Raw genomic sequence first — 21,774 nt, 5'->3', positions numbered from 1 at the left:
TGCACTTTGGGTATCTCCTGCTAAGCGATCAAATTATCAATTTCCTCCGCTGATAAACGTTTGAGTGCCTCCAGTGATTTAGTCAATTCGTCCTGCGCGAGGCCACTTTCGCCGGTTTTCTGCTCGACCGTTTCGCTGAAGGCTGCCAGCGAGGGCCGCTCGAACAGATCTTTCAGGCTGACCTCATGCTGCAACTGCTCGCGCACCCGGGCCAGCATCTGCACCGCCAGCAGCGAATGCCCGCCCAGTTCGAAGAAATTGTCGCCCAGACCAACTTGCTCGACTTTCAGCACCTCGGCCCAGATCGACGCCAGCTGCCGTTGCAGCTCAGTCTGCGGCGCGACGTAGCGGGCCTGCGACTGGCTGGCATCCGGAGCCGGCAGTGCCTTGCGGTCCAGCTTGCCGTTGCCGGTCAGCGGCAGCTCGTCGAGCAGGATCAGGTGCGCGGGGACCATGTAATCGGGGAGCGACTGTTTCAGATAGGTTTTCAGTTGCGCCTGTGGGAGCGGACCGGGCGGCGATCCGCTTGTCCGCGAATAACTTTCCGGCGACGCAATGGTTGTGGATGTACCGGCCCCTTCGCGGACAAGTCCGCTCCCACAAGGGACGATGTAGGCCGCCAGCTGGCCATCAACGGCCAGCACCACGGCTTCGCGCACGTCCGGGTGCGTTTTGAGGCGTGCTTCGATCTCGCCCAGTTCAATGCGGAAACCGCGGATCTTGACCTGATGGTCGATGCGCCCGGCGTAATCGATCAGGCCGTCGCCGCGATAGCGTGCCAGGTCGCCGGTCCGGTACAGGCGTCCGCCATCCGCTGAAAACGGATCGGGCACGAAACGTTCGGCCGTCAGCGCCGCGCGGTTGTGGTACCCCCGCGCCAGACCGGCGTGGCCGATGTGCAGCTCGCCGTTGCAGCCCTGGGCCACCGGGTTGAAGTCGGCATCCAGCACGTACCACGACAGGTCCGCAATCGCCGCGCCAATCGGGCTGGCCACGTGAGAAGTGTCGGCCAGGCTGATTGGCCGGTAGCTGACATGTACCGTGGTTTCGGTGATGCCGTACATGTTGATCAGTTGCGGCTGCTGATCGCCAAAGCGTTCGAACCACGGGCGCAGGCCGGGCACGTCCAGCGCCTCGCCGCCGAAGATCACGGTACGCAACGCCAGCGCGGTTTCCGACGCGCAGGCCACGTGCATCAACTGCTTGAACGCCGACGGCGTCTGGTTCAGCACAGTGACCTTTTCCTGCGCCAGCAAGGCATGAAAGTCTTCCGGCGTGCGGGTCACGTCACGCGGCACGATCATCAGTCGGCCGCCATGCAACAGCGCGCCGAAGATCTCCCAGACCGAAAAGTCGAAGGCGTAGGAATGGAACAGCGTCCACACGTCCCGCTCGTCGAAGCGGAACCAGTCCTCGGTGGCGGCAAACAGGCGCATCAGGTTGTGCTGGGTCAGCAGCGTGCCTTTGGGTCTGCCGGTCGAGCCGGAGGTGTAGATCACGTAAGCGAGATTGTCCGCCGTGCTGACATTCGTCAGGTTGTCGACGCCGTAGCCGCTGCGGTCGGCGCTCAGGTCCAGGCACTGGTTGCGTGCCGGAATCATCAGCCGTGCCTGGACCTCGGGTTGGGTCAGCAGCAAGCCGATGCCGCTGTCTTCGAGCAGGTAGTTCAGGCGTTCGGCGGGCGAATCCGGATCGAGCGGCACGTACGCGCCGCCGGCTTTCAGGATCGCCAGCAGACCGACGATCATGTCGAAACCGCGCGCCACCGCCAGCCCGACCCGCACTTCGGGCCCGACGCCCAGTTCACGCAGCTGACGGGCCAGTTGGTTGGCGCGCTGGTTCAGCTGTTCATAGCTCAGCGATTCGCCCTCGAAACTCAGGGCAACCGCCTGTGGCCTGCGCGCGGCTTGCGCCTCGATGACTTGATGGGCGCAACGCTCGGTCGCAAACGCATCGCACCTCTGGAACGAGGCGGATGGCAGCGCCAGCTCACCCAGCGCTATCGACGGCGCGGCGCTCATGGTCTGTAACAGGTGGTCGAAATGGCAGGCCAGTTGCGCGACGCTTTCAGCATTAAAGTGCCGACGGTCGTAGCTGAAGCGCACCGACAGCACCTGCCCGGCCTCGACCACCAGGGTCAGCGGATAATGCGCCTGCTCCTGATTGCGCAGCCCGCTGAAACTCAGCCCGGCTGGCGCCTGTTGCAAGGCTTCGGACACCGGATAGTTCTCGAACACCAGGATGTTGTCGAACAGCGCCTCGCCACTGCGGCCTGCCCAGCGCTGAATCTCATACAGCGGCGTGTGCTCATGCTCGCGCAGCGCGAGGTTTTTCGCCTGCACCTGCTGCACCCAGTCACGCACCGCCTGCTCGGGACGAGGGCTTGTGATAACCGGCAAGGTATTGATGAACAGACCAAGCTGCTCTTCGACGCCCGGCAGATCTGCCGGCCGCCCCGCCACCGTGGCGCCGAATGTCACGCGGGACTGGCCGGTATAGCGTTGCAGCACCAGCAGCCACGCCGACTGCACCAGCGTATTGAGCGTGACACGCTGTTCGCGGGCGAACTCATTGAGGCGTCGGGTCGCCTCGCTGCCTATCAATTGGAGGTAATCGCCGTAACCTGTGCCGTTCGTTCCTGGGCTGCCCGGAACGGCACCTAACGCCTGCGCCAGCCGCGTTGGCTCATCGAGCTGCGCCAGTTGCGCGTTCCAGAAGCGTTCGCTGACGGCGGCGTCCTGCCCCTGCAGCCACTGGATGTAATCCCGATAGCGCCCGGTCTGTTGCGCCGGCGCATGGCCGCTGTAGCGTTGCAGCACTTCGCCCAGCAATCGCGAGCTGCTCCAGCCGTCCATGAGGATGTGATGGCTGGTGTAAATCAAGTGGTGGGTACGGTCATCGACACGCAGCAACGCCAGACGCAGCAGCGGAGCGGCAGTCAGGTCGAACCCCTGCTCGCGGTCGGTCCGCGCCCAGTCATCCAGCCAGCTCGAAGGGTGCTCGCGGGCGTCGATTTCCAAGAAGATCAGTTCTGCGTTGCGCAGCACCACTTGAAGCGACTGTTCGCCATGGGCGACGAAGGCGCTGCGCAGCACTTCATGGGCATCCACAGCGGCCTGCCAGGCCGCGCGAAAACGCGGGACATCCAGCCCGCTCACGTCGACCCGCAACTGGTTAACGTAGTTGCCGCCCTGCTGCTCGAACAGACTGTGAAACAGCATGCCCTGCTGCATTGGCGCGAGTGGATAAATGTCATCCACAGCGCTCGCCGGAATCGGCAGCCGGTCAAGCTGCCGCTGGTTCAGCGCCGCCAGGGGGAAGTCCGACGGTGTGGCGCCTTGCGGACCTGCCAGACAGTGCTCGATCAACCTCGTCAATGCCTGCTCGTAGCGACTGGCCAGAGTCTTAACCGTGTCGGCCCGATACACCTCGCGGCTGTAGGTCCAGTTCAGTTGCAGCTGACCGTCGAAAACCTGGCCGTTGAGGCTCAGCCAGTTGCCCAGCGGCCCGTCTTCATCCAGTGCAGCCCCTGCGCTGTCGGCGCTCGGCGTCAGCAGCGCCGTGTCATGGCCGCCAAAGCTGCCGTCGAACTGGCCCAGATAGTTGAAGGTGACCCGCGCTTGCGGCAGCGCCGCCAGCTCCCGGGCAAAGGCCGGCTCGCCCAGATAACGCAGCACGCCATAGCAGATACCTTTATTGGGCACCGCGCGCAGTTGTTCCTTGATCTGGCACAGGCTCGCGCCGGGTTCGGAGCTCGGAGTCAGGCGCACCGGAAACAGGCTGCTGAACCAGCCGACGGTGCGGCTCAGGTCCAGATCGTCGAACAGGTCTTCGCGACCATGGCCTTCGAGCTGAATCAGCACGGACGGCTGCCCGCTCCACTGGCACAAGACTTCGGCGAGCGCGGTCAGCAGCAGGTCGTTGACCTGGGTGCGGTAGGCGGCGGGCGCGACCTTGAGCAGCTTTTGCGTCAGGTCCTTGCTGAGCCAGGACGCCGCATGCCCGGCGTCGCGGTTGCGCTGGGTGCCTTGCGGATTGTCGCGCGGCAACGGTTGCGCGGCGTCTTGCGCCACCTGTAGCCAATAGTCGCGCTCGGCTGCCAGCGCTTCACTGCCGGCATAAACCTGCAAGCGTTCGGCCCAGGCCTTGAGCGAGCTGGTCTTGGCCGGCAGTGTCAGCGCAGTGCCGGCCACCGCTGCGGCGTAGGCCTGTTGCAGGTCTTCAAGCAGTACACGCCACGACACGCCGTCCACCACCAGATGGTGAATCACCAGCAGCAGCCGCTGCTCGCCTTGCGGAAGGTTGATCAACACCGCGCGCAGCAACGGGCCGTTTTTCAGATCGAGGCTGCGCTGCGCTTCATCGGCCAGCTCGGTCAGTCGCGCGCTGTCGTCCAGCTCGTGGGTCCAGAGCACCTCCTGGGTTCTGACCGGATTGAAAGTGGCCTGCCATTGGCCGTCATGCTGGCTGAAACCCAGGCGCAGCGCGTCGTGCTGCTCGATGAGTGCGTTGAGCGCCGCGTGCAGCGGCGCGGCCTGCAGCAGTGTGCTTGGTTTAAGCATCACCGACTGGTTCCAGTGCTGGCGCTCGGCAATCTGCAGCTCGAAAAAGCGCGCCTGAATCGGCAGCAGCGGCAGTGAACCGCTGACCTGTTCAATCGCCGCAGCGGGCTTCTTCTGGATCAGTTTGGCAACGGTGGCCAGTTGGGCAATGGTCTGCTTCTCGAACAGTTGCTTGGGGCTGAGTTTCAGGCCCTGACGCTTGGCGCGGGCGATGATCTGCAAGCTGAGGATCGAGTCGCCGCCCAGCTCAAAAAAGTTGTCGGTGGTGCCGACCCGCTCTAGCTTGAGCACATCGGCCCAGACGCTGGCGAGGATTTCCTCGATTTCGCCCGCTGGCGGGGTGTAGCGCTGGGTGACCGCGCCCGGTTTTGGCAAGGCGCGTTTGTCGAGCTTGCCGTTCGCGGTGAGCGGCAGGCGTTCGAGCAGCAGGATCTGCGCCGGCACCAGATACTCGGGCAAGCGCGCAGCGAGCTGTTCGCGCAGGCTGTCGACGTTGAGCGTCTCGCCCGCCAGCGGGACGCAGTAAGCCACCAATTGAAGACGCGATTCATCGCTGTCCAGCGGCTGCGCCAGCACCGCGGCTTCGGCGACGCCGTCCAGACCCAGCAACAGCCGCGCGACCTCGGCAGGCTCCACCCGATAACCGCGCACTTTCACCTGATCGTCCGCACGGCCGATGAATTCGAACTGCCCCTGACGGGTGCGGCGCATCCGGTCGCCACTGCGATAGACACGCGCACCAGCGCCGGCAAACGGGTCTGGCACGAAGCGCTCGGCGGTCAGCGCGGGCTGGCCGAGGTAACCCAGCGCCACGCTGTCCCCGCCGATGTAGAGCTCGCCCGCCACTTGCTGATCGACGAGGTTAAGCACGTCGTCCAGTACATAGGCGTGCGCGCCGGGCAACGGCGAGCCTACCGGCACCGGGCGACCTTCCTCGATGGCCTGCACTTCGTGGCTCAGCACGCCGACGGTGGTTTCGCTCGGACCGTAATGGTTGATGATCCGGCAGCCCGGCTTGAGCTGCCGGAGCTGTTGCACCAGCGCCGGCGAGCAGGCTTCACCGCCGACGATGAGCGCATGCCGCGGTAACACGTCGGCAGGCCGGGCGGCTTGCAGCAGCGCCGCCAGATGACCGGGCACGATTTTCAATACGCCGATCTGATGCCGCGCCATGTAATCGGCGAAGCCATCCGGATCGAAACCCAGGGCTTCTGGCAGTACATGCAGCGTGCGGCCAGAGCACAGCGCGCCAAACAGCACGGTATGCCCCAGGTCGGCAGCGATGGTCGAAACCAGCGCCATGCTGGCGTCGGGCGCCAGATCCAGACGCTCCAGCAGGCCGCGAACATAGCTGCCCAGTGCACCGTGGCTGACCAGCACACCCTTGGGCTGACCGGTTGAGCCGGAGGTATGGATCAAATAGGCGGGCGCGTCGACGGCGAGCTCGATGTCGGGTTGACTGTCCGGCTGGTTCTGCCAGCGGGTGGCGTCGTACGCCAGCGCCTGGCAATTGCCGACCGCCAGCGTATCCAGTCGCCTGTCTTCCGGTGCGGCCAGGAGCACTCGGGCACCGGCATTGCCTAGCATCTGGCCCAGACGCGCATCGGGTGCCTTGACGTCCAGCGGCATGTACACCGCGCCGGCCTTGAAGATCGCCAGTACGGCAGTCAGCCACTCCAGCGAGCGCTCCAGCAGCACCGCCACCGGTTCGCCCACGCCGACGCCCGCTGCGATCAGGTGATGGGCCAGTCGGTTGGCGTCCTGGTCCAGCGTGCTGAAGCTCAGGGCCCGGTCGAGATAGCGGGCCGCCAGCGCATTCGGCTGGCTGGCGACGTGGCGATTCCATGACTGGAGGACCTGCGCTGCAGGCTCACGCGGCTCGGGTATACGTTCTGTGGCCAGTGCGCCGATGCTAAGCAGAGGCGCTTGCGGCGCATCAAGCAAGGCGCTGAACAGGTCCAGCAGCTGCGGCACGAAGCCTTCGACAGTCGAACGCAGGTAAAGGTCGCTGGCAAAACTCAGGTCGCCATGAATCAGCGTGCCGTCGTCGGTGATATCCAGCGCAAGGTCGAAATGCGCGCCGTCCTTGTGGAACTCGTATTCGCTGACGGCAAGCCCAGGCAGCTGGAGCGCGAATCTGGATTTGAGCACGACGTTCTGGTTGAACTTGGCCTGAAACAGCGGGTTGTGGCCCAGGCTGCGTTCCGGCGCCAGCACATCCACCAGTTGCTCGAACGGCACGTCCTGGTGGGCCTGCGCGCCAAACGAAGCTTCACGAACGCATGCCAGCAGGTCGAGGTAGCTGCCGCTTTCGTCCACCTGGCAGCGCAGCACTTGCGTGTTGATGAAGAAGCCGATCAGCCCTTCGGTTTCGGCCCGGCCACGGTTGGCGTTGGGCACGCCGATGCGAATGTCCCGTTGCCCGGCCTTGCGCGACAGGAATAGCGAGAAACCGGCCAGCACCAGCATGAACAGGCTCATGCCTTGGGCGCGGCCAAAAGCGTTGAGCCGGGCTGACAGCCCTGCCCCGAAATCGAACCGCACATGCTCGCCCTGAAAGCTCTGGGTGACCGGTCGTGGAAAATCCTGAGCGGCATCGAGTAGCGGCTGTTCATCACCCAGTTGCGCTCGCCAGTAGTCAAGCTGACGCTCGCCCTCCCCGGCTTCGAGCCAGGCGCGTTGCCAGATGGCGTAGTCGGCGTACTGCAGCGGCAACTCCGGCAGGTTCGGCGCGCGGTCTTCGCAGAAAGCCTGATAACACTGGACGAACTCTTGAATCATCACGTCCATGGACCAACCGTCCGAGACGATGTGATGCATGCACACCACCAGCACATGCCCATCATCGGCCAGGCGAAACAGATGCGCGCGCAGCAGCGGCCCCTCGCGCAGATCGAACGGTTGCGCGGTAGCATGCGCGACCTGGGCGGCGAGGCGGGTTTCGCGCTCGTCGGCGGGCAGCCCCGACAGGTCGGCTTTCTCAAGGGCAATCGTCTGCTCATCGAGGACAACTTGCGCAGGCTGCTCGCCGTCGGTACGGAACACGGTGCGCAGCACCTCATGGCGCTGGATCAGGCAATCGAACGAACGCAGCAGCGCGGCCTCGTTCAGCTCACCGTGCAGGCGCAGGCCGGCGGTCATCTTGTAAGCGTCGCTGGTCGGGTCCAGCTGCCAGAGAAACAACAGGCGCTGTTGCGCGAAGGACAACGGAATCGTCTCGACGTCGTGACGGCTGACGGGCACCGGTAACAGGCTGAAGTCCTTGCCGTCCTGACGCAGTCGGTCGAGAAACTGACGACGCTGTTCAAGGGGCAGCCCGACGAAACGTTTCGCGATGCGTGCAGCGGTAGTCCCGGTCATGCGCCAGATTCCTCCAGTGAATCCATGAACTGGTCCATGTCGTCCCAGTCGTCGGTAGTGTTGTCGGTCAGCAGCGCCACTTCGGCGGCCAGCTCACTCAGCAGCGGCTTCTCGAACACCAGGCGCAGCGGCAAGCTGACGCCCAGGCGACTCTTGAGCCGTGCGATGACCTGTGCGGCCAGCAGCGAGTGGCCGCCGAGTTCGAAAAAGTGGTCATCAAGCCCGACACGCGGCACGTGCAGCACTTCGCTCCAGATCTCGGCGAGCTGGATTTGCTCCGCGCTTTGCGGCGCGCGATAACTGGCCTGCAACTGCGCCGGATCGGGGGCCGGCAACGCCTTGCGGTCGAGTTTGCCACTGGGGGTCAGGGGCAGCTCATCCAGCAGGATCAGATGGCTTGGGACCATGTAGTCCGGCAGCGTCAGTTTCAGATGAGTCTTGATGGGGTCATGCAATGAAGATCGATCGCCGCTGCCAGAAGAGATGAGGTACGCGACCAGCCGGCCATCCAGCGCCAGGACCACAGCGTCGCGGACCGCCGGATGGCTTTTCAGGCGGGCTTCGATTTCGCCGAGTTCGATACGGAAACCGCGAATCTTGACCTGGTGATCGACCCGGCCGATGTACTCCAGCGCGCCGTCGGTGCCGAGGCGCACCCGGTCGCCGGTGCGGTACAAGCGCTCACCCGGCACGAACGGATCGGCGATGAACCGTTGGGCGGTCAGTGCGGGCTGGCCGTGATACCCCCGCGCCAGACCCGGGCCGCCGATGTACAGCTCACCAATCGCGCCCTGCGGCAACAGCTGAAGCTGATCGTCGAGTACGTACAGACGTCGTCCTGCCAGCGCGCGGCCAATCGGTACGCCGCGCCACGACACCGCATCGGGCACCAGCCCGCTGCACTCATGTATGCTCGACACCACGGTCACTTCGGTGGGGCCATAGGTGTTGAGCAAGCGCACATGCCCAAGCCCGGCCTTTTGCGACAAGCGCAGGCCTTCAACGGCCATGGCTTCGCCGCCGACATGAATCTGCCGCAGCGCGCCGAAATGGCGAGGTCGCTGCGCCGCGAAATCCTGCACCAGGGTCAGCCAGTAGGCGGCCGGCAGGTCGGCAAGGGTGATGCCGTGCTCGATCAGCGCCTGGTGAAAAGTCGCGCTGTCCCACACCCGATCATCTCGCATCACCACGCAGGCGCCGCGACAGAGCGGCGGATAGAACTGTTCGACAAAGCCATCGAAGCCCTGGGTGGCGAACTGCAACACGCGGTCGCCGTCCCGCAGATCGCTGTAGCGCGCGCCGAGCTCGACGAATTCAGCCAGCGCGCCATGACTGATCGCCACGCCCTTGGGCTTTCCGGTGGAGCCGGAGGTGTAGATCACGTAGGCCAGGTTGGCAGGGTCGAGCGATACGTCAAGGTCAGACGCGTCGTCCTGCAAGTCGCCCGTTTGTTCGAGGTACACGCGCTGTATGCCTTCGACATCCGGCAAATCCAGCCCAGCCTGACTGTGAGTCAGCAGCCGCTGCAGGCCGCTGTCTTGCAGCACCTGATGCAGGCGCGCGGCAGGCATGTTCAGATCCAGCGGCACGTAAGCGCCGCCCGCCTTTAGCACAGCCAGCAGCGCCACGGCCATGTCCAGCGAGCGCCCGAGGGCCACGCCCACCAGCACGTCCGGGCCGACACCCTCACGGCGCAAGCGCCGGGCGAGCCGGTTGCTGCGCTGGTTCAGTTCGGCGTAAGTCAGACTTGGCGTCTGGCGCTCGCCCGCGAGAATCAGTGCCGTGTCGTCCGGGGTCTTGCGGGCCTGGGCTTCGAACAGCCGATGCGCGGGCGTGGAGAAAGTCGCCTTGTCGGCGGCGTCGACATCCTGCAAGCGCCCACGCTCCTCGACCGACAGCATCGACAGATCGCCGACCGCCTGTTGCGGGTGGGCACAGACTGCCGCCAGCAGATTGCGCCAGTGCCCGGCCATGCGCGCGATGGTGGCGGCATCGAACAGATCGGTCGCATAGGTGAAAGCAGCGTGCAGTCGATCACCCTCACCGCTGGTCGCCAGCATCAGATCGCTGGCGGCTGCGTGGGAGCGTCCGGCCACCTGATGTTCGGCCGGAAGATTGGCGACCTGCAAGCCGCAGGCCAGGCGTTTGTCGAGCAAGTCGGCGACCACCGGCTGATGATTGAACATCACCTGAAACAGCGGGTTGTGGCTTTGACTGCGCTCGGGCTGCAGGGCGTCGATCACCGCATCGAAGGGCAACTCCTGGTGTGCCTGAGCCTCAGTGGATGCCCGCCGCACGCTTTGCAGCAGGTCGACGAAGCGCGTCCGGGCGCTGACTTCGCTGCGCAGTACCTGGGTATTGATAAAACAGCCGATCAGGCCTTCGGTTTCGTGACGGGTACGATTGGCAATCAGCCCTCCGACGCGGATATCGCGCTGCCCGGTGTAGCGATGCAGCAGGCATTTGAAAGCCGCCAGCAGTACTACGAACAAGGTCACGCCCTGGCGTTGGGCGAGGTTTTTCAGGTCATGCAGCAATTGGGGTTCGACGTCGATTTCCAGCCGCGCGCCCTCGTGGCTCGGCAGCGCCGGACGCGCTCGGTCGGAAGGCAGTTCTAGCACTGGATGATCGTCACCCAGATGCGCGCGCCAGTAGTCGAGCTGGCGCTGCTGCTCGCCTGCTTCGAGCCAGCTGCGCTGCCATAGCGCGTAGTCGCGGTACTGCACGGCCAGCGGCGAGAAAGGCAGCAGCTGGCCCGCGATCAGCGCATCGTAAGCCCGCAGCCATTCGTCGATCAGTACGTTCATCGACCAGCCGTCGGTGATCATGTGATGCAGGTTGAGCAGCAACAGGTGTTCCTGTTCGGCGAGCCGCAGTATGCGCAGGGTAAACAGTGGCCCACGCTGCAAGTCGAAGGCCTGCGCCGATTGCTCGCTCATCGCCGAGCGCGTCTGGTCCCAACGCGCCTGCGCGGGCAGCGCACTGAGATCGGTCAGTTCGATGGTGACAGGCGCGGCGTCAGCCACTTTCTGGAAAACCCGGTCGCCTTCCTGACCGAAAGTGGTGCGCAGGCTTTCGTGGCGAGCCACCAGGGCGCTGAAGGCGCGCTCCAGCACGGGCAGTTGCAGCGGGCCGTTCAGTGCTACCGACATCGGCAGGTTATAGGCCGGACTTTGCGGCTCCAGCTGCCAGAGAAACCACATGCGCAGCTGGGCATGGGAAAGGCCGTCACGCGCCGCCAGTCCTTCGCAGGAAGGAATCGGAAACAGTGAAAAGTCCATGTCCTCCCGGCGCAGGCCGTCGAGGAACAGGCGACGTTTCTCAAGAGGCAACTCGACGAAACGACGAGCGAGTTTCTGGGCGTGTTCGGGATTCATGTGGAGTCCTTGCTGATAAGCCTGACCATGAGGCTGGGTCGTATCAACAAGAACGAATCGGGCGTGAAATATTTAGCGAGGTTTGGGGGTACGGGACGTCATGTGGGAGCGGACTTGTCCGCGAAGACTTACTTGCAGACGGTACATATTCAGTGAATGTACCGGCCTTTTCGCGGACAAGTCCGCTCCCGCAGAGTTGCAGCTGCCTCCACATTTACAGCAGATCAAGCTTTTTCCGAATACCCCTGCGCCATGGCCACGACCACTTTGCGCTGGCCGGTGAACGGCGCGCGGGAGTGGGCGGTGAGCATGTTATCGAGCATCAGCACGTCGTTTTCCAGCCAGGGAAAGCTTACGGTGCAGTCGTCGAGCACGCCGCGGATTTCGTCGAGCAGGGTTTCTTCGATCGGCGAGCCGTCGCCGTAATACACGTTGCGCGGCAGGTCTTCTTCGTCCACCACGTCGAGCAGCGTTTCGCGCACTTCAGGTTGCAGATTGGAAATATGGAACAGGTGCGCCTGATTGAACCACACGGTGTCCTGCGTCACCGGATGGCGTGCCACGGCCTGGCAGATCTGACGGGTACGCAGTTCGCCGTCCTCCTTCCATTCGCATTCGATCGCATGGGCACGGCAATACGCCTCGACGACGCTTTCGTCCTCGGTGTTGAACACCTGGCTCCAGTCCACGTCCAGCCCGTTGCCGAAGTTGCGCACGTACATCAGTTTCTTGTCGATGAAGCGGTCACGGATGCGCGCCGGTATGCGGCGATAGATTTCCCGACTGTCGGCAATCGGCGTCTCGCCACCGGTCTGCGCGGCGATCATGCTGTAGAACCAGATTTTCATCGGCCATTCGAGCGTATAGGCCTGTTCGTTATGCAGCGGAATACTCTGGTGAGCCGGGTACTCGGTAGAGGTGTAAACGCCTTGCGTCACGTTGCTGCGCGGAGTCGAGCCGAATTCGTAGGTAAGCAGCGGATCGCCGAAGCCTGCGGCAAATTCGCGGAACGCCTCTGCGCCGGCGACCTCGAAGCCGCGAAACAGAATGCCGCCGCTGCGATACAGGTGTTCGGCGACCAGCGGTCTGAGCTCGCCAAGCGCTTCCATCAAGTCCAGACCGGGCTCAGGCGCCTGTACCAGCATGGGCAAGGTGCCCGCCCCCGCCAGCAGCGGCCGGATATCCAAACTCAACGCGTGACTCATGATGCTTCTCCCATGGCAAAAGCGCCGCGACCCCAACGGCCGGACGCAACACCGACGTTCTGTCTGGACGTAGCGCCTGGCGGGAAAATTAAGCAAGAGCACCTACAGTTCACTCTGGAAACACATTCTGAAACATTTTCCAGCCTCTAAATGCAAAATATTCGTGCGAGTGTTTCGTTCTCATTCGTCTTTAGGTAGGTGCATCGGTTACGCTAGGGCGCTTTGAGAATGGCGTTCTGCCACGCGAAGGCACGGACCAGCAAAACAACCGAGCGCCCTGCCCTGCGGCTGCTCCGCATCGTGAATCGAGACCGTTTACCCATGTCCAGAAAGTCCCGTTCAAAAATATGGTTTCTCGTCCACAGCTGGCTGGCCCTGCCGATCTGGTTTTTCGTCCTGATCGTCTGCGTGACCGGCATGCTTGCGGTTGTCAGCAAGGAGATCATGTGGCTGGCCAACCCCGAGATGCGCCAGAACAAGCCGTCCGAGGACGCCCAGCGCATGAGCTTCGAACAGATCCGAGCGACCATCGAGCGCAACGAGCCCGATCTGATCGTCGGCACCATCATGCAGCCCGACGGTGACTATTTCGCGCTGAGCGTCTTCATCACCTACCCCGACGGCCGCTCGGTGCCTGCTTACGTCAACCCCTACACCGGGGTCATCCAGGGCGTCACGCCATCGTTCGACTTCCGCCGCTTCACGCGCGCCCTGCATGGCTGGTGGCTGGTGCCGTTCACCAATGGCTATTCCTGGGGCTGGTATCTGGTGTCGTTCCTCGGCCTGCCGTTACTCGCGTCGCTGGTCACCGGTCTGGTGGTGTACAAGAAATTCTGGAAAGGCTTCTTCAAGCCGGTGCGTTTCAGCCAGGGTCCGCGGGTTTACTGGGGCGATATACACCGCCTGAGCGGCGTCTGGTCGATCTGGTTCATCGCGGTCATTTCCATCACCGGCACCTGGTTCCTGATCCAGGCGATTCTGGGCGATAACCAGATCAGCATTTCCAGCCGCTCCGCCGCCAGCGCGATCATCCCGCACAGCGCCGTGCCGCTGACCGCCGATGGCAGCCCGGCGCCAACCATCAGCCTCGACAAGGCCATAGAAGTCGCTCGTCAGCGCATTCCCGGGCTGGACGCCAGCTTCATCACCCCGCCATTCAACGCCTACAGCAACATGCAGGTCGGCGGGCGCAGCTGGTATCCGCTGATGTATCAGACGGCCGAGATCAACCCCTACAGCGGCGAGCTGGTGTCTTCGCATTTGCTTGAAGACCGCAACAAGCTGGAGTTCGTGACCGAATCGATGCGTCCGCTACACACCGGGGATTTCGGCGGAATCTGGATCAAGCTGATCTGGGCATTCTTCGGCCTGCTGCTGAGCATGATGGTGCTCAGTGGTCTGCTGGTCTGGAGCAAACGCACGGCGCTGGCGACCCTGAATGCCTTCAAGCGTGACAACCGCAACCGGCAACCGGCCGTTCAGCAATCGTCGCGGCCGCCGCTGGCGACCCGTACCCCGGAGAACACTCTGTGAACAAGGCCGCCATCGCCCAACCGGTTTCACCACTCAGCCGCCTGTGGCACAAGTGGCGCTTCCATATCAACGTGCTGCTGGTGCTGATCCCGCTGGGTTTCATGCCCAAGTACTTTGCCGATGTGGCACTGGATCGCGGCGACCAGGGTCTGGGGCAGCGCGAGGTCGGCACCATTCAGGTCGGCCCGTGGAGCATGCGCATGGCCGAGGAACGTGACGAAGCACCGCAGCGCTCCGGTCCATCCGGCTACACCAAAAGTTTCAATGCCGCGCTGTGCGCCGAGTGCATCGACCGGGTCAAGGCCACTTACCTGCGCATCGGCAAGCCGCGCAGCCTGCGCACCGCCGGAGTAATCTTCTTTGGCGGCGGTTATCGCATGAGCGCCTTCATGCAGATTCCGCAGGACACCAACCCCGATCTTGATCTCTGGATCACCATGGAGGGCTGGGACGGCTCCGTGCACCAGACCTCGATTCCTCTGCAACAGGCCTCGCCGGCCACCGTTGCATGGCTGAAAAAACAAGGAGGCAAACCATGAGTATCCGTTTCCCCCTGCGCTGGCTGAGTGCCGGTGCCGCCTGCCTGCTGGGCCTGGGCCTGAGCGGCAACGCGCTGGCGCATAACCCGATGTGCGAGTGCAAGCAGATCGATAACGAGCAGATCCGCTGCACCGGCGGGTTCTCCGACGGCAGCGGCGCGCCCGGCGTGACGCTGGACGTGATCGGCTATGACGAAACCATTCTGGTGCCTGGCAAGATGGGCGAAGACTCGACCGTGACCTTCAAGCGTCCGGCGTCGGAGTTCTATGTGCTGTTCGACGCAGGCCCTGGCCACGTGGTGGAAATCGACCAAGCGGATATCCAGGCACCATGAGTGCACCTGGCATGAGCAAGCCTACTCGACAGACCGTTCGCCCGGCCGGTGCCGGGCACGAAACCCTTTACGTCCTGCTGCTGTGCCTGCTGATCCTGGCGGTCGCAGGCGGCATCGTCAGCCTGCATGGCGAAAGCCATGAAGCAGAAAGCGTCGCCAGTCATCAGCTGGACGCCCGCCGCGACCTGACGCCCGCCGAACAGGGCATCTACGCCGACCTGCGCGTCACGCTGGATGAGATCCGCTTGCTGGCCCAGGAGCAGACGACGCCGGTCACGCCTGCACAGCTTGCCGACGAAGGCTTCGCGCCGTTCGCGCAGGACGCCAGTTCGGTCAGCCGCGGCGCCCATGCCTGGCAGATGATCGGCTCGTCGTACCTGGGCCTGAGCCAGGCACCCGACGTGGCCGGTTCGTTCCTGTTGCGCCGCGGCGCCGGCAACGATGGCGACCCGGATATCTGGATCGGCCGCACTGCGACAAAAGCACCTGTCGACCTGAGCGACACAGCCCTGATCGATGCCGGCTGGCAGCAGGTTGTCGCGCAGTTCGACGCCGGCGTCACCCGCCAGCATCGTCATTGATCTTGCCCACCGAATTCATGCATCAACCTGAAAGAGCCTATCCATGCCCATTTCGTTGAAACGCCGTCCTCTGCTGCGCGTCGTGCTGGCCGGTCTGTTCGCGGCCCTGCTCACGCCCCAGGTCACGGCCGACCCGGCCAAGCGCCTGCGCATCGGTATCACGCTGCACCCCTACTACAGCTATGTGAGCAATATCGTCGGCGACAAGGCCGAAGTGGTGCCGCTGATTCCGGCAGGCTTCAACCCGCATGCTTACGAGCCGCGCGCCGAAGACATCAAGCGCATTGGCTCGCTGGACGTGGTGGTGCTCAACGGCGTAGGCCATGACGATTTCGCCGACCGCATGATCGAAGCCAGCGAGAAACCGGACATCAAGACCATCGAAGCGAACGCCGACGTGCCGCTGCTCGCCGCCACCGGCATCGCGGCGCGTGGTGCGGGCAAGGTGGTCAACCCGCATACCTTCCTGTCGATCAGCGCCTCCATCGCCCAGGTCAACAACATCGCCCGCGAGCTGGGCAAGCTGGACCCGGACAACGCCAAAACCTACACCGCCAACGCCCGTGCGTACGGCAAGCGCCTGCGGCAGATGCGCGCCGATGCGCTGGCCAAGCTGACCAAAGCGCCCAACGCCGACCTGCGGGTGGCGACGGTGCACGCCGCCTACGATTATCTGCTGCGTGAATTCGGGCTGGAAGTGACCGCCGTGGTCGAACCGGCCCACGGTATCGAGCCAAGCCCCAGCCAGTTGAAAAAGACCATTGACCAGCTGCGTGAACTGGACGTCAAGGTGATCTTCTCGGAGATGGACTTTCCTTCCACTTACGTCGAAACCATCCAGCGCGAATCCGGCGTCAAGCTGTACCCGCTGTCGCACATTTCCTACGGCGAGTACAGCGCCGAGAAGTACGAAAAGGAAATGGCCGGCAACCTCGACACCGTGGTGCGCGCGATTCAGGAGGCAGGCGCATGACCGTGGCACAGCACATTTCCGTCGCGGGCCAGGGGCCGGGCGTCGACTTCGCCGACGTCAGCCTCACGCTCGGCCGCACGACGATTCTCGACCACGTAACCTTCAAGGTCAGGCCCGGCAGCGTGCACGCGCTGGTCGGCCCGAACGGCGGCGGCAAGAGTTCGCTGATCAAGACACTGCTCGGTCAGATGCCACATCAGGGCCAGCTCAGCCTCGAATGGTCCGGCGCGCCGGGCGTGATCGGTTACGTGCCGCAGGCGCTGGAATTCGACCGTGGCCTGCCGATGACCGTCGACGATTTCATGGCCGCCATGTGCCAGCGCCGACCGGCGTTCCTCGGCCTGTCCCGCCACTACGCCGGGGCCATCGGCGACGCGCTGGAGCGAGTCGGCATGCAGGACAAGCGCAAGCGCCGCATGGGTGCGCTGTCCGGTGGCGAGCGTCAGCGCGTATTGCTCGCTCAGGGTCTGATTCCGGCACCGCAATTGCTGGTGCTCGATGAGCCGATGTCGGCGCTGGACGAAGCCGGTATCCAGGTGTTCGAGCGGCTGCTGGGAGTCTGGCGCCAGTCGGGCATTACCGTGCTGTGGATCGAGCACGATCTGGAAGCGGTCAAGCGTCTGGCGGACAACGTCACCGGTCTGAGCCGCCGCGTGCTGTTCGACGAGCCGGCAGCCACCGCGCTGACGCCCGAACGTCTGCTGACCTTGTTTTCCGCCCATCCGCGCGCCGCGCAAATCGATTCCGGGAGCGCCGCCTGATGGACTATGAAAGCTTTCGCCTGTTCATCCAGGGCCTGGCGTCTTCCGGCTACCTGCCTGAAGCCCTGGCCTACGGTTTTGTGGTCAATGCGTTGCTCGCCGGCCTGCTGATCGGCCCGGTACTGGGCGGTCTGGGCACGCTGGTGGTGGTCAAGCGTTTCGCGTTCTTCTCCGAGGCGGTAGGCCATGCCGCGCTGACCGGCGTGGCCATCGGCATTCTGCTCGGCGAACCCTATACCGGCCCGTATGGCAGCCTCTTCGGCTACTGCCTGCTGTTCGGCATCGTGCTCAATTACCTGCGCAACCGCACCGGGCTGGCACCGGACACCCTGATCGGCGTGTTCCTGTCGGTTTCCCTGGCACTGGGCGCAAGCCTGCTGCTGGTGCTGGCTGGCAAGATCAACGTGCATATTCTGGAAAACGTGCTGTTCGGCTCGGTCCTTACGGTCAACGGTAACGACTTGCTGGTGCTGCTGGTGGTCGGCGCGCTGGTCATGGGCCTGAGCCTGCCGCTTTACAACCGCATCATGCTGGCCAGCTTCAACCCGCAGCTGGCGGCGGTGCGTGGCGTCGCGGTGAAGGCGCTAGATTATCTGTTCGTGATCCTGGTGACGCTGATCACCGTGGCTGCCGTGAAAGTGATCGGCGCCATCCTGGTCGGCGCCCTGCTGGTGATTCCCGCCGCTGCGGCACGCCTGCTGAGCCAGTCGCTCAAGGGCTTTTTCTGGATCTCGGTGGGCATCGCCACGGTCAGCACGCTGTGCGGCATTCTGATGCCCATCGTGTTCGACCTGCCGGTACCGTCCGGTGCCGCGATCATTCTGGTGGCAGGCGTGGCTTTTGCCCTGGCGGCGATTGCGCGCGGCACTGTGCCAAGCCTCAAGGGGAATATCGGTTAATGCTGACTTTACGGACACTGACATTGGCGCTGGCGTTGACCGGCGCCCTGAGCAACACCCTGCAGGCCGCCGAGCCGGCGCCCGCTGGCAGCGAGCAGGTGCGCGTCCTCGCCAGCCTGCCGATCACTTACGGTCTGGGACAGATTCTGCTCAAGGACAGCGGCGTGGTACTGGAGCGCGCCGCTGCCGCCAACCTGCCCGGCTCGCGCCAGACCGCGTACTTCACCGGGCGCGGCGCTGAAGCGCTGCGTGACCTGTCGGTCAAGGCAGATGCGGTGATCGGCTTGCGTTCGCTGTGGCCGGACGATCCGCTCTACCCCAACGCCCGGCGCAGCAACATCCGCATCGTCGAGATCGACGCGGCGCGCCCGGTCGACGGCAGTCTGCCGGGTATCGCCGTGCAGCCGGGCCAGGGTATCGACGGTTTGAACAGCCAGCCGTGGCTGGCCAGCAACAACATGGGCCGCATGGCTGACGTTATTGCCGCCGACCTGGTACGCCTGGCGCCTGCGGCCAAGCCGAGCATCGAGGTCAATCTGGCCAGGCTCAAGCAGCAGCTGCTCAAGCTCAGCGCTGCCAGCGAAGCCAGCCTGGCCAGCGCCGATAACCTGAGCGTGGTGAGCTTGTCCGATCGCTTCGGTTATCTGATCGGTGGCCTGAATCTGGAACTGATCGACACCCAGGCGCTGACCGATGAGCAGTGGACGCCGGAGGCGGTGCAAAAGCTCGCCGCGACGCTCAAGGACAACGACGTTGCCCTCGTCCTCGACCATCGCCAGCCACCCGAACCGGTCAAGGCCGCTATCGAAGCGGCGGGCAGCAAGTTGCTGGTGCTGGGGATTGATGGCGCCGATCCGGTAGCGGAGCTGGAGGCGGATATCGGTCAGATCGTCAAGGCATTGAAGTAGGAACGCGTTTTGCGGGGACGGACCGGGTGGCGCTCCGTTTCGCCGTGGAAAAATGGTACAGGCAGGGCATCTGCTGGGGATGCACTGGCCTCTTCGCGGACAAGTCCGCTCCCACAAAAACGCGCAGGTCGCCTGAGCGCCTTGCGGCAGTAGAAGCGGACCGGACGGCGCTCCGTTTGTCCGCGAAAACAAGGGTGCGGGCTGTGCATCTGCTGTGGATGTACGCGGCTCTGCGGACAAGCCGAGCGTAGCCCGGTCCGCTCCTACAGCCAGATCGCATCCCACAACGGATAATCGCCAATCTTTTTCACCAGCCCGGCACGTAGCGGGTTGGCGACGACGTACCGGGCCACGGCGAGCAGGTCCTGTTCCTTGCGCACAGCCGTGTCGTGGTAGCCGGGCTGCCACAGCGGCGTGTTCTTGGGACTGAGCCGGCCCACCGATATCGAGCTGCGGGCTTTAACCTGCTTCATTACTGTGCTCAGGCTCATCGACTGCAGCTCAAAAAGCCAATGAAAGTGGTCAGGCATGACCACCCAGGCCAGGGACCGGGTCAAACCCTGTCGCTCACACCGCATCAGTTCCTGCACCAGCAGCCGTCCGATGCGCAAATCGGTAAAGACCGGCTCCCGTCCTCCGGCCACGGAAGTCACCAGATAGATCCGGCCGATTTCCGAGTAGCGACCTGTGCGGAGACGTTTTGAAGCAGCACGTGCAGGCATTCCCTTGCCCTCTGGATTCAGTCAGTTGTGAATCTAGCGGCTTAGGAAAAATGCAGGCCAACAGGATTAGTTCATGATGTGACTGTGGGGGTGTGGTGGGTGGGAGCGGACTTGTCCGCGAAGAGGCCGGTGCATCCGCAGCAGATGCACAGCCTGCAATATTGACCTCGCGGACAAGTCCGCTCCTGCAAGTCCCGGGTGTCAGACTGCCTGCGCTTGCATCTTCTGGCGCAGGCTCAGCGGGCGCATGTCGGTCCAGACTTCTTCGATGTAGGCCAGGCAGTCCTTTTTGAAGCCGCTCTTGCCCACGGCGCGCCAGCCGTTGGGGATGGCTTTGTAGTCGGGCCAGATCGAGTACTGTTCTTCGTGGTTGACCACAACTTGGAAGACGATGTCGTCCCGGTCGAATACTGAAGTCATTGCTGCTCTCCGTGGTTGATCAGTGCGCTGCGCCGATTCGCAGCGGCTATAGGGATTGAACGTATCGCCAGGCGGAAAAATTAAGCCTGGGCGACAGCGGCTTTGAGCGCCCGGCCGAAGATGCCGGCCACTTCGTCGATCTGTTCGGCGGTGATGATCAGCGGTGGCAGGAAACGCACCACGCTGCCGTGCCGCCCGCCCAGTTCGAGGATTAGTCCGCGCTTGAGGCATTCGCGCTGTACCAGCGGCGCTAGCCGGGCGAAAACCGGTGGGTGGCCCTGCGCGTCCGGCGCGCCGCTGGGGTCGACCAGTTCGACGCCGAGCATCAGGCCGCGCCCGCGAATGTCGCCCAGTTGCGGGAAATCCCGCTGCAGATGACGCAGGTGGGTTGTCAGCCGCGCGCCCATGGCCGATGCATGGGCGCAGATGTCGTGTTCGGTCAGATAACGCATCACGGCAGAACCCGCGGCCATCGCCATCTGATTGCCACGGAAGGTGCCCGCGTGGGCGCCGGGCTGCCAGGTGTCGAGCCAGTCGCGATAGACCACAACCGCCAGTGGCAGGCTGCCGCCGATGGCCTTGGACAACACCACCACGTCAGGGACAATCCCGGCATGCTCGAAGGCGAACATCCTGCCGGTACGGGCGAAGCCGCTCTGGATCTCGTCGACGATCAGCGCGACGCCGGCATCCTGGGTAATACGGCGTACACCGCGCAGCCAATCCAGATCCGCCGGAATCACGCCGCCCTCGCCTTGCACCACTTCAACGATCACCGCTGCTGGCAGTTGCACGCCGGCTTCAGGGTCGTTGAGCAGATTCTCCAGATAATGCAGGTTGGCCTTGATGCCCTGCTCGCCGCCCAGCCCGAACGGGCAGCGGTATTCGTAGGGAAACGGCAGAAATTGCACACCGGCGCTGAGCAGCGCGCCCAGCGGTTTTTTCGGCCCAAGACTGCCCATCAGGCTCAAGGCGCCCTGGCTCATGCCGTGGTAGCCGCCCTGAAAGGACAACACCGTGCTGCGTCCGGTCGCCGTGCGCACCAGCTTGAGCGCAGCTTCCACCGCGTCGGTGCCGGTCGGCCCGCAGAACTGGATCTTCGCTTCGCGGGCCAATGTTTCAGGCAGCAGCCCGAACAGGTCCTGAACGAACTGGTCCTTGACCGGCGTGGTCAGGTCCAGCGTATGCAGCGGTAGCTCGTCGCTGATCACCTGCTGGATCGCCTGAATCACCACCGGGTGGTTATGACCGAGCGCCAGGGTGCCGGCACCGGCGAGGCAGTCTATGAAGCGCCGTCCTTCGACGTCTTCGACATGAATCCCGCGAGCGCGCTTGAGTGCCAGTGGAATGCGACGCGGGTAACTGCGCGCGTTGGATTCCTGGCGGCTCTGTCGCGCCAGCAATGGTGATTCTTCGAACTGATACAGCGTCTCGACCGGCGCCGCCGCAACCCGGGCCAGTTGATCGTCGTTAAACCTGGTAGCGACTGACATCTGTGCAACCCTCAATACGCTGTGCATCAGCGGATCTGTTGAATGTGGCCGACCGCATGCGCTTTCGCGCACGGGGCCGGGCATGTGTCCTTTCGTCCTTCAAAAG

14 protein-coding genes are annotated in these 21,774 nt (G+C 63.8%); 8 read left to right on the top strand and 6 right to left on the bottom strand.

The annotated features are described in order from the left end of the window. Nucleotides 1-20: 20 nt before the first annotated feature. The 3 genes from J3P77_RS08400 to J3P77_RS08390 all read right to left on the bottom strand — a co-directional run bounded on the left by J3P77_RS08400 (nucleotide 21) and on the right by J3P77_RS08390 (nucleotide 12,504). On the bottom strand, nucleotides 21-7,922 hold the full coding sequence (locus J3P77_RS08400; RefSeq protein WP_434681041.1) for an amino acid adenylation domain-containing protein: 7,902 nt from the start codon (nucleotides 7,920-7,922) through the stop codon (nucleotides 21-23). After that, nucleotides 7,919-11,299, bottom strand: coding sequence for an amino acid adenylation domain-containing protein (locus tag J3P77_RS08395; protein WP_434681039.1), 3,381 nt, complete (start codon nucleotides 11,297-11,299; stop codon nucleotides 7,919-7,921). Before J3P77_RS08395 ends, J3P77_RS08400 begins: the two co-directional genes overlap by 4 nt. Before the next feature lie 224 nt (nucleotides 11,300-11,523). Next, nucleotides 11,524-12,504: a TauD/TfdA family dioxygenase gene (locus J3P77_RS08390; protein ID WP_434681038.1), complete on the bottom strand. Its 981-nt coding sequence runs from the start codon at nucleotides 12,502-12,504 to the stop codon at nucleotides 11,524-11,526. Nucleotides 12,505-12,825: 321 nt separating this feature from the next. Here J3P77_RS08390 and J3P77_RS08385 point away from each other — a divergent pair, with 321 nt between their 5' ends. The 8 genes from J3P77_RS08385 to J3P77_RS08350 are packed head-to-tail and all read left to right on the top strand — an operon-like array spanning nucleotide 12,826 to nucleotide 19,033. Beyond that, complete coding sequence (locus J3P77_RS08385; RefSeq protein WP_434681037.1) at nucleotides 12,826-14,037, top strand: PepSY-associated TM helix domain-containing protein; 1,212 nt, start codon at nucleotides 12,826-12,828, stop codon at nucleotides 14,035-14,037. Beyond that, nucleotides 14,034-14,576, top strand: coding sequence for a thiamine pyrophosphate-binding protein (locus tag J3P77_RS08380; protein ID WP_434681036.1), 543 nt, complete (start codon nucleotides 14,034-14,036; stop codon nucleotides 14,574-14,576). Before J3P77_RS08385 ends, J3P77_RS08380 begins: the two co-directional genes overlap by 4 nt. Then, complete coding sequence (locus J3P77_RS08375) at nucleotides 14,573-14,911, top strand: hypothetical protein (protein ID WP_434681035.1); 339 nt, start codon at nucleotides 14,573-14,575, stop codon at nucleotides 14,909-14,911. The genes J3P77_RS08380 and J3P77_RS08375 overlap by 4 nt, the downstream gene beginning before the upstream one ends. A gap of 11 nt (nucleotides 14,912-14,922) precedes the next feature. Then, on the top strand, nucleotides 14,923-15,492 hold the full coding sequence (locus J3P77_RS08370; protein ID WP_434681033.1) for a DUF6162 family protein: 570 nt from the start codon (nucleotides 14,923-14,925) through the stop codon (nucleotides 15,490-15,492). A gap of 43 nt (nucleotides 15,493-15,535) precedes the next feature. Continuing rightward, nucleotides 15,536-16,465, top strand: a complete 930-nt coding sequence (locus J3P77_RS08365) for a metal ABC transporter substrate-binding protein (protein WP_434681032.1) — start codon at nucleotides 15,536-15,538, stop codon at nucleotides 16,463-16,465. Beyond that, a complete protein-coding gene (locus J3P77_RS08360) occupies nucleotides 16,462-17,226 on the top strand; it encodes a metal ABC transporter ATP-binding protein (RefSeq protein WP_434681031.1) in 765 nt (254 codons plus the stop codon). Before J3P77_RS08365 ends, J3P77_RS08360 begins: the two co-directional genes overlap by 4 nt. Beyond that, nucleotides 17,226-18,125, top strand: coding sequence for a metal ABC transporter permease (locus tag J3P77_RS08355; protein ID WP_434681029.1), 900 nt, complete (start codon nucleotides 17,226-17,228; stop codon nucleotides 18,123-18,125). Before J3P77_RS08360 ends, J3P77_RS08355 begins: the two co-directional genes overlap by 1 nt. After that, nucleotides 18,125-19,033, top strand: coding sequence for a metal ABC transporter solute-binding protein, Zn/Mn family (locus J3P77_RS08350; RefSeq protein WP_434681028.1), 909 nt, complete (start codon nucleotides 18,125-18,127; stop codon nucleotides 19,031-19,033). Before J3P77_RS08355 ends, J3P77_RS08350 begins: the two co-directional genes overlap by 1 nt. A gap of 263 nt (nucleotides 19,034-19,296) precedes the next feature. On the opposite strand, the gene J3P77_RS08345 is transcribed toward J3P77_RS08350, so the two are convergent. The 3 genes from J3P77_RS08345 to J3P77_RS08335 form a co-directional block, all read right to left on the bottom strand. Then, nucleotides 19,297-19,755 (bottom strand): REP-associated tyrosine transposase, encoded by a 459-nt coding sequence (locus J3P77_RS08345; RefSeq protein WP_434681026.1) that lies wholly within the window; start codon nucleotides 19,753-19,755, stop codon nucleotides 19,297-19,299. A gap of 201 nt (nucleotides 19,756-19,956) precedes the next feature. Next, entirely contained in the window at nucleotides 19,957-20,175 is a 219-nt protein-coding gene (locus J3P77_RS08340) for an MbtH family protein (RefSeq protein WP_434681025.1), read from the bottom strand. A gap of 80 nt (nucleotides 20,176-20,255) precedes the next feature. Beyond that, complete coding sequence (locus J3P77_RS08335) at nucleotides 20,256-21,668, bottom strand: aspartate aminotransferase family protein (protein WP_434681024.1); 1,413 nt, start codon at nucleotides 21,666-21,668, stop codon at nucleotides 20,256-20,258. Between the last annotated feature and the right edge of the window lie 106 nt (nucleotides 21,669-21,774).

Origin of the sequence: Pseudomonas sp. R1-18 (assembly GCF_051132095.1) — a bacterium.
Classification (GTDB): domain Bacteria; phylum Pseudomonadota; class Gammaproteobacteria; order Pseudomonadales; family Pseudomonadaceae; genus Aquipseudomonas.
This window is presented reverse-complemented; position numbering and strand designations above follow the sequence as displayed.